General features: G+C 35.4%; 16 protein-coding genes and 1 pseudogene. 4 read left to right on the top strand and 13 right to left on the bottom strand.

Going from position 1 to position 16,401, the window contains the following annotated elements; all coding sequences use genetic code 11:
• Positions 1-2: 2 nt before the first annotated feature.
• From FYJ55_RS04025 to FYJ55_RS04035, 3 genes are all read right to left on the bottom strand, one after another.
• Positions 3-296, bottom strand: coding sequence for a metal-sensing transcriptional repressor (locus tag FYJ55_RS04025; protein ID WP_118114599.1), 294 nt, complete (start codon positions 294-296; stop codon positions 3-5).
• Between the two features lie 661 nt (positions 297-957).
• Positions 958-1,689 (bottom strand): response regulator, encoded by a 732-nt coding sequence (locus FYJ55_RS04030; RefSeq protein WP_154555741.1) that lies wholly within the window; start codon positions 1,687-1,689, stop codon positions 958-960.
• Entirely contained in the window at positions 1,682-3,559 is a 1,878-nt protein-coding gene (locus tag FYJ55_RS04035; protein ID WP_195836657.1) for a DUF4118 domain-containing protein, read from the bottom strand. The genes FYJ55_RS04030 and FYJ55_RS04035 overlap by 8 nt, the downstream gene beginning before the upstream one ends.
• A gap of 107 nt (positions 3,560-3,666) precedes the next feature.
• On the opposite strand from FYJ55_RS04035, the gene FYJ55_RS04040 reads away from it, so the two are divergent.
• The 3 genes from FYJ55_RS04040 (at position 3,667) to FYJ55_RS04050 (ending at position 6,273) form a co-directional block, all read left to right on the top strand.
• On the top strand, positions 3,667-5,004 hold the full coding sequence (locus FYJ55_RS04040; RefSeq protein WP_154555743.1) for a TrkH family potassium uptake protein: 1,338 nt from the start codon (positions 3,667-3,669) through the stop codon (positions 5,002-5,004).
• Between the two features lie 12 nt (positions 5,005-5,016).
• Complete coding sequence (locus FYJ55_RS04045) at positions 5,017-5,664, top strand: potassium channel family protein (RefSeq protein ID WP_154555744.1); 648 nt, start codon at positions 5,017-5,019, stop codon at positions 5,662-5,664.
• 252 nt (positions 5,665-5,916) lie between these two features.
• Positions 5,917-6,273, top strand: a complete 357-nt coding sequence (locus tag FYJ55_RS04050; RefSeq protein ID WP_154555745.1) for a hypothetical protein — start codon at positions 5,917-5,919, stop codon at positions 6,271-6,273.
• 154 nt (positions 6,274-6,427) lie between these two features.
• Here the strand turns inward: FYJ55_RS04050 and FYJ55_RS04055 are convergent, their stop codons facing one another.
• The 9 genes from FYJ55_RS04055 to FYJ55_RS04095 form a co-directional block, all read right to left on the bottom strand.
• Complete coding sequence (locus tag FYJ55_RS04055; RefSeq protein WP_154555746.1) at positions 6,428-7,444, bottom strand: alpha-hydroxy-acid oxidizing protein; 1,017 nt, start codon at positions 7,442-7,444, stop codon at positions 6,428-6,430.
• Between the two features lie 2 nt (positions 7,445-7,446).
• The gene (gene eutH, locus FYJ55_RS04060; protein ID WP_154555747.1) at positions 7,447-8,472 is read right to left on the bottom strand and encodes an ethanolamine utilization protein EutH; all 1,026 of its coding nucleotides are present in this window, start codon (positions 8,470-8,472) and stop codon (positions 7,447-7,449) included.
• 50 nt (positions 8,473-8,522) lie between these two features.
• Positions 8,523-10,409: an extracellular solute-binding protein gene (locus FYJ55_RS04065; protein ID WP_154555748.1), complete on the bottom strand. Its 1,887-nt coding sequence runs from the start codon at positions 10,407-10,409 to the stop codon at positions 8,523-8,525.
• Between the two features lie 2 nt (positions 10,410-10,411).
• Positions 10,412-11,239, bottom strand: coding sequence for an ABC transporter permease (locus FYJ55_RS04070; protein ID WP_117925107.1), 828 nt, complete (start codon positions 11,237-11,239; stop codon positions 10,412-10,414).
• Positions 11,240-11,242: 3 nt separating this feature from the next.
• Positions 11,243-12,826, bottom strand: a complete 1,584-nt coding sequence (locus tag FYJ55_RS04075) for an ABC transporter ATP-binding protein (RefSeq protein WP_117571399.1) — start codon at positions 12,824-12,826, stop codon at positions 11,243-11,245.
• Between the two features lie 20 nt (positions 12,827-12,846).
• Positions 12,847-13,380 carry a cupin domain-containing protein gene (locus FYJ55_RS04080; protein WP_154555749.1) on the bottom strand — a complete coding sequence of 178 codons (534 nt, stop codon included), beginning with the start codon at positions 13,378-13,380 and terminating at the stop codon, positions 12,847-12,849.
• 129 nt (positions 13,381-13,509) lie between these two features.
• Positions 13,510-14,121, bottom strand: coding sequence for a hypothetical protein (locus FYJ55_RS04085; protein WP_154555750.1), 612 nt, complete (start codon positions 14,119-14,121; stop codon positions 13,510-13,512).
• Between the two features lie 87 nt (positions 14,122-14,208).
• Positions 14,209-14,799, bottom strand: a complete 591-nt coding sequence (locus tag FYJ55_RS04090) for a hypothetical protein (RefSeq protein WP_154555751.1) — start codon at positions 14,797-14,799, stop codon at positions 14,209-14,211.
• Between the two features lie 11 nt (positions 14,800-14,810).
• Positions 14,811-15,428 (bottom strand): flavodoxin family protein, encoded by a 618-nt coding sequence (locus FYJ55_RS04095; protein ID WP_154555752.1) that lies wholly within the window; start codon positions 15,426-15,428, stop codon positions 14,811-14,813.
• A gap of 64 nt (positions 15,429-15,492) precedes the next feature.
• Here FYJ55_RS04095 and FYJ55_RS04100 point away from each other — a divergent pair.
• Positions 15,493-15,849: pseudogene (locus FYJ55_RS04100) on the top strand (GTP-binding protein); the annotation flags it as partial.
• Positions 15,850-15,895: 46 nt separating this feature from the next.
• Here FYJ55_RS04100 and FYJ55_RS04105 read toward each other — a convergent pair.
• A partial coding sequence (locus FYJ55_RS04105; RefSeq protein ID WP_154555753.1) for an IS3 family transposase occupies positions 15,896-16,401 on the bottom strand: 506 nt, incomplete at its 5' end.

Genomic DNA, 16,401 nt, shown 5'->3' on the forward strand with positions numbered 1-16,401 from the left:
ACCTACTTTAACTTCTTTACTAAATCCATAACCTCACTCATGATTTCTGTATTTCCATTTTGCACATCCTCAACAACACACGTATTTAAATGCTCCTGCAAAACAATGTATCCAAATGCCTGCAAAGCACTCTCTACAGCCGCTACCTGCACTAAGATGTCGCCACAATAACGATTTTCCTTCAACATATTCTCAATTCCATTCAATTGTCCTACCATACGATGAAGACGATTCGTCAATTGTTTGATTTCTTTCTCATCTCTAGGCTTATGCTTTTTATGACAGCACTCACTCATTAATCTCACCTCGATATAATGATATACCCCCTATAGGTATATTTCAAGTGATATGATTTATGGCATAATAAAAGAAAGGAAAAAACTATATGAAATATAATTATTACGTGTACCTGCCAAGAATTGGAACCATTCTTGTCATGTTTTTAACGTGCAGTGCACTCTTCTCAAAAGAAATCTTTTTTAATATCATATACCTTGTTTTTGTCGTGCTCTTTAGCCAAATTCTATTTATATATGAAAAAAGACTATTAAAAAACAATGAACCACAATACGAAAAAATCAGTTTTCGCGATTCATTGTTGATGTATCCCATTCTATTAAAAATTGAACTATTCCTATTTGCGATTGTCAGCCTATTTAGTATATTGATCCTTCTATGCATCAATAAAACCATTATGGCACTAATCACATTTGGTGTTATCACAATTATTATTTCACTCTATTTCAACATGCGAAGACACTAGTAAACGTCATTAAAGAGTAAGACAGTTCTGATTTTATCGTCTTACTCTCCTTTTTATTTTTTGAATAATTATAAACATTTTTTATCTATACTGCTCTAAGTTACTTTAAATATATCATTGCTCATTTTACTTGGTTTATCTCCAACTGGACTCATGCCGTGCCCGGCACACATTAAAAGCGAACCCTACCGTTATTATGATAGTGATTCGCTCGTTTGATCTGCTTTTTCTGTTTGCCGCAACATGCGATATCCAACCCCCACATGCGTCTGAATATATTTAGGATTTGAAGTATCTGGCTCAATCTTTTTACGCAATGTAGCCATAAACACACGAAGACTTGGCGTTTCTGTACCTTGAACACTTCCCCACACTTCTTGCATGATATAATTATGTGTTAAAACCTTATCGGTATTTTTAGATAAAACACACAACAATTTATATTCAATTGGTGTTAAATGGATTTCATGCCCATTCTCATATACACAACCCTGCGCATAATTGATTGTCAAATCTCCATTTTCATATACACTCTCATTTACACTTATGGTCTGACTATTATTTAATCTTCGAATTGTTACACGAAGTCTAGCTAACAATTCATCCACTGAAAATGGTTTTGTCAAATAATCATCGGCCCCTAAATCTAAAGCTTTCACTTTATCTTGATCTTCACTTCTTGCCGAAACTACAATAATTGGAATATTTGACCAAGAACGAACCTTCTTTATAACTTCCAAACCATCCATATCCGGTAAACCTAAGTCTAGCAGCATAATGTCAGGATTATAAGAAAGCACATTCATGATTCCTTGCTTCGCTGTTTTTGCCAGACGAAACTGATAATTTTCCATCTCTAGAGTTGTCGTAATCAAATTCCCAACCGCTATATCATCTTCAATTACTAAGATTTGAACTTTATTCATACAACTTTACCTCCACTGCATCCAATACAAACTTAAAACAAGCTCCATGAGGCGTTACATTCTCAACCCAAATCGTACCACCATGCGATTGAATAATTGACTTACACAAAGATAGACCTAGACCCATGCCACGTCTTGTATCTCCACCTCGATTGTTTTCCGTATAGAACATCTCAAACAATTGATCTGGATGTAAAACACCATTTCCATCATCTTGAACTTCAATTAAAATTTTATCCTCAACCCGCCTAGCATTCAAAGAAATATTTGAATTTTCAGGCGTATATTTGATCGCATTATTTATTAAATTCACTAAAACCTGAATAATCAAGCGTGCATCCATATTAGCCATCAATAAATCATCCTCTAAATGCATAGAAATATTATGTTTACGTTTATTACGACCCAAATGATGAATGGCCTCTCTAAAAATATCCTCAATCATTTCTGGTTGTAAATTCAACTGCATCGTACCATTTTCAATTCTCGTTATAAACAATAAGTTTTCCACCAAATCATACAACCACATCGCATCATTATAAATATCTTGATACAATTCCTTCTTCTTTTCTTGTGAGAACGCATTCTCGTTTTCCAACAATAAACCGGCATTGCCTGAAATACTAGTCAGTGGCGTTCTTAAATCATGCGAAATCATACGTAATAAATCGGCTCGCAACGCCTCTTGTTTGGCTTGCTGCTCAATCTTTAGATTTTCTAAGCGAATCATTTCCCTCTCTAAAGCCATACCACACTCGTCCAATATTGCAAGCCACAAATTTTTTTCAAAAGAATCTATCTTATCTTTTAATACAATTCCAACCACACTTAATACTTCATGCGTTCCATTAATAGGCAAATATAAACACATCGAATCCGAATGATAACTCGTTGTCTTTCCAGCCTCATGCCTATTTTTATAAACCCAAGCCACAATATCCGTTTCTACAGGACACTGTCCTAATAGAATAGGCTCATCATTATGTGGATACAACACTAAATCCGTATCCAATAATTTATGCAGCTGTTTTAACATCGAAGCATAGATTGCATTCATATCATTCGCCTTTTGAAGCATCTGGCTCATCTCCAATAAGACTTGCGTACGATACACTTGTTTGGCATTTTCGAAAGACTGTTTTTTTAATCTTGTCATTAATGAACTAGATGACATGGCCACCACAAACATAACAATATATGTCGTAATATAGCTTGGATCACTCAACAAAGAAAAGTAGGGATATGTAAAGAAAAAGTTAAAGCATAACGCTGAAAATAAAGACGCCAATAAACTATAGATATATCCACTTGTCCAAATGGATACAAATACAATGCCCAAGATATAGATCATAATAGGCGTAGTAATCAAGAATTGAAAGTGCATAAATTCCTTGCCAATAAGCGTACAAAGAAAAAGAATCCCCATCATTTTTAATGTATCTTTCAATGAAAAACTCAAAAGATTAAAATTAAAATGAAACATGCGACGATAATCCTGCGGATAATCCACAGAATATACATCAATATCTTTCAACTTAAACAATGCTTGTTTCGCCAAACTCTTTTCTAAAACAACACAATCCACCTGAGAAACACCCACATATTCCACAAGCTGAGGCAATACATTCTGTCCATAAAGAATCGTTACTTTTGCCCCTTTACTCTCCGCATACTTAATATTTTCACGTAAACAACTCTTTGATGCCGCACTTATCCCCTCATATTTTGGAGTTTGCACAAAAATAGCACTCAATACTGCATGATTGCTTTTCGCAATTTGAGCTCCCTTATCAATAACTCTAGAATTATATTTAGAAGCCGATAAACATATTAATACATTCGCCATAAAGTTAGTATAACACAAGCCCACAAAGAATTATTCATCTTAACATTGTCTTAACATAGTGTTAAAATACTTTATGAAATCTTAATACAGACTAGTGTAGAATGTTTTAAGGTATTAGAATAGGTGGTTTTATGTTTAAAAAACGTATGAAACGCATTACCCCAGGACAAATGATTATCCTCAGTTTTGCGACTATGATATTTATCGGTGCCTGCCTGCTTATGCTTCCATTTTCCACAAACGATGGTAAGGGCGCGCCCTTTTTAGATGCATTATTCACTTCAACCAGTGCCTCCTGCGTAACCGGACTGATTATGCATGACACAGCACAATATTGGTCCTCCTTTGGACAACTCATTATCTTGATTCTGATTCAAATTGGAGGTATGGGCGTCATTACAATGGCCATTCTACTCTTTGTTCTTGGAGGCAAGAAAATTGGTTTTAAACAAAGATATTTTATGCAACAATCTATTTCTGCCCCAAAACTAGGGGGTATTATCCGAAACACAAAATGGATTCTAAGAGCTACAATATGTGTCGAAGCACTAGGTGCCATCTTATTAGGCATACGCTTCTTACCGCGTTTTGGACTTGTCAAAGGCCTATGGTATTCCATATTCCATTCCATCTCAGCCTTTTGTAACGCAGGCTTTGATCTAATGGGTACAAACCAAGCCTACTCATCTTTAACAGGATATGCCGGCGATATTTTAGTATCCAACGTCATTGCAGCACTAATCGTACTGGGTGGTTTAGGCTTCTTTGTCTGGAAAGATGTTGTTGAATACAAACATCATTTACATAAATATTCACTACAATCCAAAGTTGTATTATTTACTACTGCAACATTGTTGATCATCAGTACACTCTATTTCTTTATCAATGACTTTAGCCATTGGAATATGCCTCTAGCCGAACAAATCAACGTTTCCATTTTCCAAGCCGTAACCCCAAGAACAGCCGGATTTAATACGATTGATTTAAACAAAATGAATCAAAGCAGCATTTTCTTTATGACCCTATTAATGTTGATAGGAGGAAGTCCACAAGGAACGGCCGGAGGATTTAAAACAACAACACTAGCCGTATTGATTCTAAGTATTCGTGCTGTATTCAATCATAAACAAAACCCTCAATGTTTTGGAAGACGCATTTCCATGGACACATTAAACAATGCGACCGCCCTATTTATGTTGTTTATGGTATTATTCTTTACAGGAGCTTTTCTTATTTCAACCTTCGATCAATTACCCATTCTTGACGCCCTATTTGAAGCGGCCTCTGCCATTGGTACAGTCGGATTGACATTAGGAATCACACCTACATTATCAAGTGCATCACATTGTATTTTAATTTTCTTGATGTTCTTTGGAAGAATTGGAGGCTTAACTTTACTTTTAGCTATTTCTAAACATCAAGTTGTCGCAAACGCAAATTTACCACAAGAAAATATCACAATTGGATGATAGGAGGAACATATGAAATCAGTATTAATTATTGGTATGGGACGTTTTGGACGTCACATGGCACAAAAACTATATGATTTAGGACATGACGTTTTGGCCATTGATAAAAATGAAGAAAAAATCAACAAAGTCCTTTCTTATGTCACAAACGCACAAATCGGAGATTCTACCGACGAAAGCTTTATTGACTCACTAGGCGTATCGAACTTTGATCTTTGCGTTGTAGCCATTGGAGATGACTTTCAAAGTTCACTCGAAACAACAGCCCTATTAAAAGATTACGGATCAAAACTTGTTGTCGCAAGAGCCGTGCGCGATGTACACGCTAAATTCTTATTACGCAATGGAGCCGATGAAGTTGTATATCCTGAAAAACAAATTGGTAACTGGGCCGCCGTACGTTTTTCAAGCGAAAACATCTTTGACTACGTACAACTTACTCCAGAATATTCCATTTATGAAATTGCCGCACCAACCGCTTGGATTGGAAAAACCATGTTAGAACTCGATATTCGTAGAAAATACCATATCAACATTCTAGCTACAAAAATCAATGGAATTCTAGACCCGCTTCCTAGTGCTGAACATACTTTCCAGGAATCCGAAAACATTCTTATTCTTGCGCAAAATTCAGACGTACAAAAATTCCTTCGTTTTTAATGAAATCTCAACATGACGCCTCATTCTTTAACACCGTTTAAACATTTAAAATTTTACAATAAAGGTGTAAGAAAGAGGCGATTATTTATGTTAGGAATTTTATCAATAGGATCCGTAATCTACATTTCTTTCTTAGTCCCACGACTTTTAAATCACATCTTAGATATCACTCACCAATAATGTATGCCACGAGCATACCAATTATCCCCATTTTTAAGTTATAAATATACTTAAGAAAGGGGATTTTTAATTATGAAAACATGGAAACTAGTCAGTGGAATCATTTCCATTGTATTAAGTGTATTTGTCGTGTTTCAAAGTATGATGGCAGGCCTTGCCAACGCACTAGAAGAAAGTGGACAAGTAAGTGGAAGTGCAGGACTTGTTGTTAGTATATGCATGCTTTGTGGAGGAATTGTATCGATTGTATCTAGAAAGAACAATTCGAAAGGAACCAACATTGCACTTCTAATTCTATTTGGTTTAGCTACATTAACAGGCTTTATACTTGCAGGAAACTATTCAGACCTATATCTTTGGTCAGCATGGTGCTTGATCAATGTAGTACTTGCCTTCATCTCATTAAGAAAAGGTGCCAGTAAAATCTGACACCTTTTAAAAGCGCTTTACTTATCAAGTAAATTCATATTTTTACACATTTTTCCGCACTTTTAGACACCTATTTCGCACATTTTTCCGAGGTTTTTCGTAACTATTTTACACATTTTTCCTGAAGCATAAAAAAAGACAGCAATTAAGCTGCCTATCTTACCATATCACGAGTAATGTCTTTTAAGCTTTTAGCCCCACACATCTCCATTGTATCTTGAAGTTCACTACCAAGTTTATCCACTAAGACTTGAATACCTTCTTCTTTTGCTCCATAAATCGCATTCACAAATGGACGAGCTACAATGACAGCATCCGCACCTAATGCCAAAGCCTTAAAGATATCGACACCATTACGAAGTCCACCATCCACAAAGATTTTCATACTGCCATCTACAGCTTTTACAATCTCTTCGAGTACTTCAGCCGTTGCAGGCGTCTGATCTTGAACTCGACCACCATGATTCGAAACCACAATTGCACTAGCTCCCGCTTCTTTTGCCTTTAAAGCCCCCTTCACACTCATAACACCCTTCACAATAAATGGTACAGGTGTATTTGAAATGATTGCCTTTAATTGTTCTGTATTCATTCTTCCTGCAGGAGGCTGACACCCCTTTAAGAAAGGAAGTCCAGCAGCATCTACATCCATAGCTACCGCAAAGGCATTGCTGTTTAAAGCTAAATTTAGCTTTTCCAAATAAGTCTCTAAGCTCCAAGGTTTAACGGTTGGAATACCATACCCATTATTCTCTTTGATAATTCGTGTCGCATTTTCCATTATACTAGGATCTTTTCCATCTCCTGTAAACGCACAAATACCAGCATCCATACAACCTCGGACTAAAATATCATTGTATCCATTATCATCATATGCATCTGAATAGTGCATGGCTACAGCTCCTACAGGACCTGCAAAAATCGGATATTTAAAAGTATGACCAAATAGTTCTAATTCTGTACTTACTGGCTCATTATCCGTAATTGTATCCATATTCACACGAATGTTTTTCCAAGCATCATAGTTACGCATCGCAACATCACCAATTCCTTTAGCACCAGGCCCCGGAATCGTATTTCGACATGCCCTTCCATCACATACAGGACAAGACTTACATAATTTTGTTCCCATCACACCACGACTTTTTTCCATCAATTCCATATAATTCATAATCATTCCTCCATTACATTCGCTATAACTAAACCTAATATTCCAGCTACCAGTTTCACAACCACAAACCAAGTCACACTTGCAGGATTGACTGAGGCAATAAATCCGAGTTGTCCACCAAACACAAATGCCCCACTCAATGAAAAGGCAGCATTTAAAATCTTACCCTTCCTGTTCATTTTACTAAATAATGGTAACATCGCAATACTTGTTCCAAAAGATAAGATAATTCCCATCACTGAATATTTATCAATATTTAGTATTTGACCTACTCTTTCAATCTGATTCGAAAACTTCCTTAATATAATTTCACAAAACACCAAAGAACCACAGACAATTATACTCATTTGAAATACAATGTGCAAAGCTTCATTGATCAATGTCGCATTTGTGAAGTCCATATTGAAAAAGAAAGTCAAACAAACTAGAAAAAAGAAGATATATCCTACGAATTGTACAAGCTTAGAAAATAATGTCAATACGACAATTAATGTTTTAAATGAAATAAAAAATAAACCAATCAAAATAGCACAAATAAGAATTACGGGTAAAAACACGATCAAAAAATGATCAATATGCAATAAAAAGCCACAACCAATAAGAATAGGCATTAAACCTAAAATACCATACACAACTCCTTTTAAATAGTGATTCAAATCATCTGTATCCAGTTCATTTAAAAAGATTGGCAATTGAAAACTAATCAAGCACCCCAAAGTAGATGTTAACAATACACCACAAAAGATAAGCACACTTTCAGAATGTGTCATCGACTCTATAATGGAATATCCACCAAGATCTGGCGCCAACAAACTTGAAATAATCATTTCTTTATTTTCAAATAAAGTGGCATGACCATTTAAAAACGCAATCGCAATACAATAAAAGCCTCCTACACTCATCATAAAATCGCCCATCGTTATAATGCCTCGATCAAAAGAAGTGGCTAATCCAAGTCGATTCTTAAACATCTTGTCAAATAAGCCTAAAGCAGCAAAGCATAATAAAATAAAAATAATCGGATTCATGCATTCATTCTATTATAATAATGAAAAAAAGTCGAAGAAATTTTCTTCGACTAATGTGCGTTACTTGCCGCAACTTTTACTCTAGACCACAAATCCGCAATGATCTTACGTGTAGTTTCATCATATTGGAATACTTCATCTTTATCGTAACCAGCACGAGGTGTATATGCATTGATACCATCATAATCTCCGCCTTTACCACCAAGTTCTTCCATAACTTCTTTATTTGGTGAAGTATATCCAACATAACTCGAATTATCCATAGCTGCATCATAGCTCGTAATATAACGAATAAACTCGTTCGCAAGCTTAGGATTCTTCGCATTCTTAGGAATAACCATCGCATCTGACCATAAGTTTGTTCCACTCTTTGGCATATAGAATCCAATATTTTCATTTTCTGACATGACATATGCCGCATCTCCAGAATAAATAAGTCCTAAAGCCTTTCTGGCCTGTGCCATATTATCAATAATTTCATCTGTTACAATTTCTGGATCCATTGTCTGAACACATTGAATCAACCAGTTATATGCATCATTCAATTCATCTTGACTTGTCGTATTCATTGAATATCCAAGTGCCTTTAATGCCATCATGAATGAATCTCTTTCAGAATCATATAGATAGATATCTCCCTTAAATTTCTGATCTAAGAAAATATCCCATCCATCTTTTTCCAAATCTTCTTCAGATACTTTTGTCTTATCGTATACGATACCAACAGTACCCCAGAAATAAGGAATTGAATATTCATTCTTTGGATCATACGGAAGACCTTTGATTGCATCCACCAATTCACCTAAACATTCTTTGCGAGTTTCTGGCTCTAATTTTTGAAGCATTTTTTCCTGCATCATTCTTTGAATCATATAATCACTTGGAACCAATACATCATACGCATCGCCATTGGCAACCTTAATATACATCTGCTCGTTTGAATCAAAGTTATCCATGATAACCTTAGCTCCCGTTAACTCTTCAAAACCTGAAATGATATTTTCACCTGTATATTCACCCCAGTTATATACATGTAAAGTTTGTCCTGCATAAGGCTGACTACCAGCTGATTTATTCAAGCCAAATAAAGAGGCCACTAAACCAACTACCACAACACCCGCAACAACCCATTTCCAAGGTTTATTTTGTTTTGAAGGACTTGTCTTTTTTCGAATCATTGGCAAGACATTCACGATTATTAGTGTGATTGTAATCAGTAATACAACCACTGTACTAATCGCATTTACACTTGGATTAATACGCTTAGACATTGTATACACCATAATACTCAAGTTCTTTACACCTTGGCCCGTTACGAAATAGGAAATAACAAAATCATCAAATGACATTGTGAACGCAATCAAAGCACCCGAAACAATACCCGGCATAATTTGTGGTACAATAACTTTCACCAAAGCTTGCCAAGGCGTAGCCCCTAGATCCATTGCAGCATCGGCCAAGTTTGGATCTAATGATTTGATCTTAGGCATAATACTCAAAATAACATATGGAATACAGAAAGCAATATGTGCTAATAATAATGTCACAAATCCCTTTTCAATTTGGAAAGTAATAAATAGAAGCATCAATCCAATGGCAGTAACAATTTCAGGGTTCATGATTGGAAAATCATTGACCTGACTGACAAAAGCACGCAATACTTTCTTTGACTTTGATAAACCAATCGCCGTAATCGTACCAACGATAGTAGAAATAATTGTCGCCAATAAGGCAACAATAATTGTGACATACAAAGATTCCATCATACCATGGTTTTTAAGCATAGCCTCATACCAACGTAACGAGAACCCTGTAAAGTGTGTTAACGATTTTGAACTATTAAAGGAAAAAATAATCATGAATAATATTGGTGCATAAAAGAACACCAATAATAAAGCCATGCCTACTTTACCTAATACTCTCTTATCTTTCGACATGCCTATTTTTCCTCCTTATTACGCTCTTCCAATTTCCTTACAAGCATCATTAGAAGCATCATGATCATAGCCATGATCATTGAGATAGCTGAACCAAAGTTCCATTCTCCTACCGTAATGAACTGATTTTCAATGACGTTACCAATCAAGAAGAATTGTCCTCCACCCAATAATTTAGGAATGAAGAATGAACTTACGGCAGGTAAAAACACTAATGTGATACCTGAAACTACGCCCGGTAATGAAAGTGGGAAAATAACCTTCCAGAACGTCTGGAATTTATTAGCGCCCAAATCCTGAGCCGCCTCTAATAAAGATTTATCCATCTTTGTTAAAGCCGTGTTGATCTGCAGAATCATAAATGGCAAGAAGTTATACACCATACCAATCAATACAGCAGCTTCTGTATATAAAAGTTCTGTATGAATTCCAAACAAGCCTAAAAAGCTACTAATAATTCCATCGCTTGATAAAATACCAATCCATGCATATGTTCTTACAAGCATGTTGATCCATGTAGGAAGAGTAATCGCAAGAACTAAGATTTGTTGAACTTTAGGACTATTCTTAGAAATAAAGTATGCGATTGGATACCCAATCAACAAACAAATAATGGTTGTCTTAATGGCAATCCATAAAGAACGCCATAAAATCAACAAGAAATCTTTGTCTGTAAAGAAACGAACATAGTTATCTAATGTAAGCTTAAAGTGCACAATACTGTTGCCTTGCTGAATGATTGAATAAAACGCAATCAGCAACATCGGAAGCAACAACATGATGCAAGCCCACACAATATAAGGGATTGCTAATTGTTGAAATTTTTTCATTTTCTAGAATCCCATTTTCTCCATAACATGGATATCTTCCGCAAAGAAAGTAAGTCCGACCTCTTTTCCTTCCTCTACATAATCCGTTGTATGAATCTTGAATTCACGACCCGTCGTCCAGAAAGTTACCTTATAGATTCCTTCCTTAATTGTTTCCGGATCAAAATCATAATCTACATCTAGATCTACTGTTTCATTTTCGTCATCCAACTTCCAGCCCTGTGCATTTGCCCAAGTCTTCAAGTCTGTATCAATAGCCATGGATTCCTTGATTTCATCCACTGTTTTAAAGAAGTTAAACGCAGAAACGGCTTCATTGGCCTTCTTGTTTTCAACAACCCTTTGATCCACAACCCAAATCTTACGCGTGATTGAAGTTTTATTGTTTGTTGAGAAAGTAACAGTATATTCTCCTACTTCCTGTTTTAAATCTGTATCAATATCATGAATTGAAATAAACTCATCTGTTTCAGGATTCCAAGCCTGTGCATCGGCACGCGCAATGATTTCTTTATCATCAATATCCTTCATATCTTCTAAGTCTAGATAGAAGTCGTTGGCAGAAATCTTTTCTTTTCCATCTTCACTTGTGATCGCATAATTCTTGTTTACGTGCATATTTACTGTAACATGCGTACCAGGAACTGTTTCCACCATGATTTCATAGTGAACACCCTTAAATAATACGCTCTCAACTTCACCAGTCATCTTGCCATCTTTCACATCCACAATATCAATATCTTCTGGGCGAATTACGACATCCACTGGTTCATTTTCTTTATATCCAACATCGACACAATCAAATGTAATATCATCAAAACGCACTTTCTTATCGCAAACCATGCGTGCTGGAATAATATTACTTTCCCCAATAAACTTTGCAACATATTGATTGACTGGTTCATTATAAATGTCTTCTGGACTACCAACCTGCTGAATCTCGCCATCCTTCATAATAACAATCTTATCTGACATTGTTAGTGCTTCTTCCTGATCATGTGTAACGAAGATAAATGTGATTCCTACTTCTTGTTGAATCTTCTTTAATTCATACTGCATTTCTTTACGAAGCTTTAAATCCAACGCACTCAAAGGTTCATCCAACAATAGTACGCTTGGCTCATTAACTAAGGCACGCGCAATCGCAACACGCTGCTGCTGACCACCAGATAGTAAAGTAACATCTTTATTTTCAAATCCTTCAAGACCAATCAACTTCAACATTTTCATGACCTTTTGATCAATAACGTCCTTACTCATCTTTTTAATTTTCAATCCAAACGCAATATTGTCATACACATTCATATGAGGGAATAGTGCATATTTTTGGAAAACCGTATTCAACTCACGCTTATAGGCTGGCACTTCACAAATATCTTCTCCATTTAAGATGACCTGTCCTTCGCTAGGTTCTAAAAAACCACCTAAAATACGTAATAAAGTTGTTTTTCCACAACCACTAGGCCCTAATAGTGTGACAAACTCATTTTCATATATATCTAAATCAATACCCTTTAACACAACTTGACCATCAAATTCTTTTACGATGTGGCGAAATTGAATTAATTTATTCTTTTCCTGTTCCATGTATGTTCTCTCCTTGTCAATTAAAATACAGGCGGTGTAGATACCCATAATACTTTGGCATCTGCACTCGATACGTTTTCTAAATAATGCCCTTCCTTACCTGTAATATAGAAGGTTTCTTTTGATTTAACTTTTAACCTTTTATTACCAACAACCAAAACAACACTGCCCTTCAAAACATAGCCAAATTCCTCTCCCTCATGAGCCTTGACATCCTGTGACTTTGCGCCCGGTTTTAAAGTCAATAAAAGAGGTTCCATCTGATTCTTTTGAGCATTAGGAATAATGTATTCCGTAACCAAATCATCTTGTTCATTCACAAAAAAATCCTGCGTATGGAAAACAATCTGCTCTTCCTTGCTTGATTGAAAAAAATCCGCCAAATTAGTACCTAAAGCTTCCAATATATTCTCCAATGCAGAAATATTTGGACTTGTTAAGTCGCGCTCTAACTGCGATAAAAAGCCTTTCGTTAATTCACTACGATTCGCAAGTTCTTCCAAAGTCAACCCATTCTGGGTTCGAAGCTCTTTTAGTTTTTTGCCTATTTTCATTCTATCACCCCTAATTTGTTTTTTATACTAAACTTTTTGTTTCATTAAAAGAACAAGTTTATTATATAGGAAACCCCCAATTATGCAAGAAAAAAAGAGCATTTTTCATGCTCTAAAGTTAAATTAATTTTACTGTTTCATATTTCTCAAACGATACAATACACAATTTGTCATAACCGCCAAATGTAAAGCCTCACTCATACCTTGTGTCTGTAAAGTCAACGGATAATTATCACGAATCATAAAGTCCATACTGATGTTTGTTCTTTGCGATATTTTTAAAATCTTATCCACATTGATCTGTCCCTCATCCCAATACTTAGCAGTATTTCTCGTTACTTCCATATATTTGCCAAATTGAGTTTGTGAAAGTGAAAAAACAACTTCCCGTACAAAACGCATACGATCACCCATATCATTTTTTAAATTGTATTCAAAATCCTTAAATTTCGAACTTCTTTTAATATCTGTAAACAGTTCGGGATGAATCAATTTCATAATATCTTGAACCTGAGTCCATGTTAAGCCTTCTAAATTAACGGGCTGATTATACATTTGATCAAAGAAAATCGAATCAATGGACTGATGATTATAATCTGCAAGAATAAGCACAATACGCGTTTGCGTACGATTCTCGGAATGAATTTGCCTTCTAAAATTACGCAAAGACATATGGGCTGCTTTGGCAACTTCTTCCTCTGAAATATTATTATCTTCAATAAATTGCACAATTTGTTTCATAAAAAAACACCTCCACGTTAAACATAGAGATGTTTTATGTGTTTGTACTCGCCCGAAAATCGAAAATCGGTCGATGAAAACGATTTTTTAAGCTTTTGTCGTATTTTCGTTTTGAATATTCTTAATAATATCCGTTAAATCTGCTTCATTGATAGCACCATCATAGAAATCATTCAACGTTTCAATCAGACCCTTATCATCTGGTAAAACCGTTTCAAACACTTCTTTCATGTGTGCAGCCTCCTGACTTGAACCAGCATACTTAACAGTCGCATGAATCATAGATGTATAGATAACATTCACCAACATTAAGTGATACTTATTGTTGTAGCCATCATTACGTTTGTCAATAACTGTGTGTGGACTAATTAGAGCTGTACCTTGATATTTAGCTAAAGTAGGAAACTCTAAATAAAGTCCCTTTACCGTCTTATATGTCATTAGTTTCAGTGCATATACACACGCAAATTGTTCTAAATCACCTAACATACGTAAACGATCATTACTGTCTAAAACCTTTTTAAAATTGATATCTAGCAATCTTGCCAAAACATCACTCACACATTCAAGATTGGTCTTACAAACCACTTCCTGACGACCCTCTAAATCCGTTGTGATTATGAATAAATCGCCTTCGCGATCATAAAATATATTATCTGGATGTCTTAAATTCACCATGTGATCACCTTTTAACGAATAAAATTCGTACCCTTTCTACTTTCTTTTTCAGGCAAGCCATACGCCTCTTTACCTAAGGCAATACTTTTCATCAAGAACGTCATATTTCGAGCTAAAGCACGCATTGTTTGTTTACCCTCTTCATCCTGATTGGCTTCTTGTGCATTATTTCCATGAATTGAATTCCAATATTGACTCGATACAACAGGCATACCACTGATTGTAAAATACTTATTTAATTCATCAAAAGTAGTACTCGCTCCGCCACGACGACAAGAAACAACACTAGCCCCCACCTTCATTGTCTTATCAAAACGAGAAGCATAGAACAAACGATCCAATACTGCAATCAATGTCGCATTCGCGCTGGCATAATATACAGGACTTGAAACAACCAATCCATCCGCTTTTTCAAATTTGGGTAACAATTCATTGACAATATCATCATATACACACTTGCCAAGTTTCGTACAAGCACCACAAGCTGAACAACCACGAACAGCTAAGTTTCCAACTTGTACAGTTTCGGTTTCAACCCCACTTTCTTTAAATATAGCTTCCATTTCACGCAAAGCCAAATTATTCACTCCACTCGCATGTGGACTACCATTCAACATTAAGACTTTCATATTTTTCCTCCGAAAAAACCTATCTCTATTTTATCATTTGCGTCAACATGATAAAATGATATTTATGAAACGAATAGTAACTGGAATATTAGCACATGTCGATGCAGGAAAAACTACTTGTATCGAAAGTATGCTCTATACATCAAAAACAATCCGAAAATTAGGACGTGTCGACCATCAAGATGCCTATTTGGATTATGATAATCAAGAAAGAGAAAGAGGCATTACCATTTATTCAAAAGAAGCTCACTTTCATTGGAAAGATAGTGAAATCTATTTGATTGACACACCAGGCCATGTCGATTTTTCAAGCGAAATGGAAAGAAGTCTTCAAGTATTAGATTTAGCCATTCTTTTAATCAATGGACAAGACGGTATTCAATCTCACACTTCTACCATTTGGAAATGCTTAAAACACTGGTACTACGTCAAGAAAAAGGACTCATAAAATAGATAAATTTTAAATTCTAATGTTTTGAATAATAATTATTCTCATATTGATTTGGTGATTCATAACCGCAATGGCTATGGATTCGTATCGTGTTGTAGAATGTTTCAATATATTCGAAACACAAATCATATGCATGATCATAATCATAAATCAAAGTACGATTTAACCATTCTCTTTTAATTACTGAATGAAAAGATTCTATACATGCATTATCCCATGGTGTGCCTTTTTTTGAATAACTTAGAATCAGTCCTGCCGTTAATTTTTTATAAAGTTTGCTTGTATAATGTACTCCTCTATCCGAATGAATAATTACAGGATTCGCTGTTTTTCTCCGCTTTCTAGCCATCTCTATACATTTCAATACTTCTTCCACTTCCAATGTTTTTGATAAGGTCCATGCAATTATTTTTCTTGAATATAGATCCATTACACTTGTAAGGTATACAAATCCTTCCAAGGTAAATATATACGTTATATCTGTACACCATGCCTCATTTGGCTTGCTTGGCGAAAAGTCTC

This window comes from Holdemanella porci (genome assembly GCF_009696075.1).
In the GTDB taxonomy this organism is placed as follows: Bacteria; Bacillota_I; Bacilli_A; order Erysipelotrichales; family Erysipelotrichaceae; genus Holdemanella; species Holdemanella porci.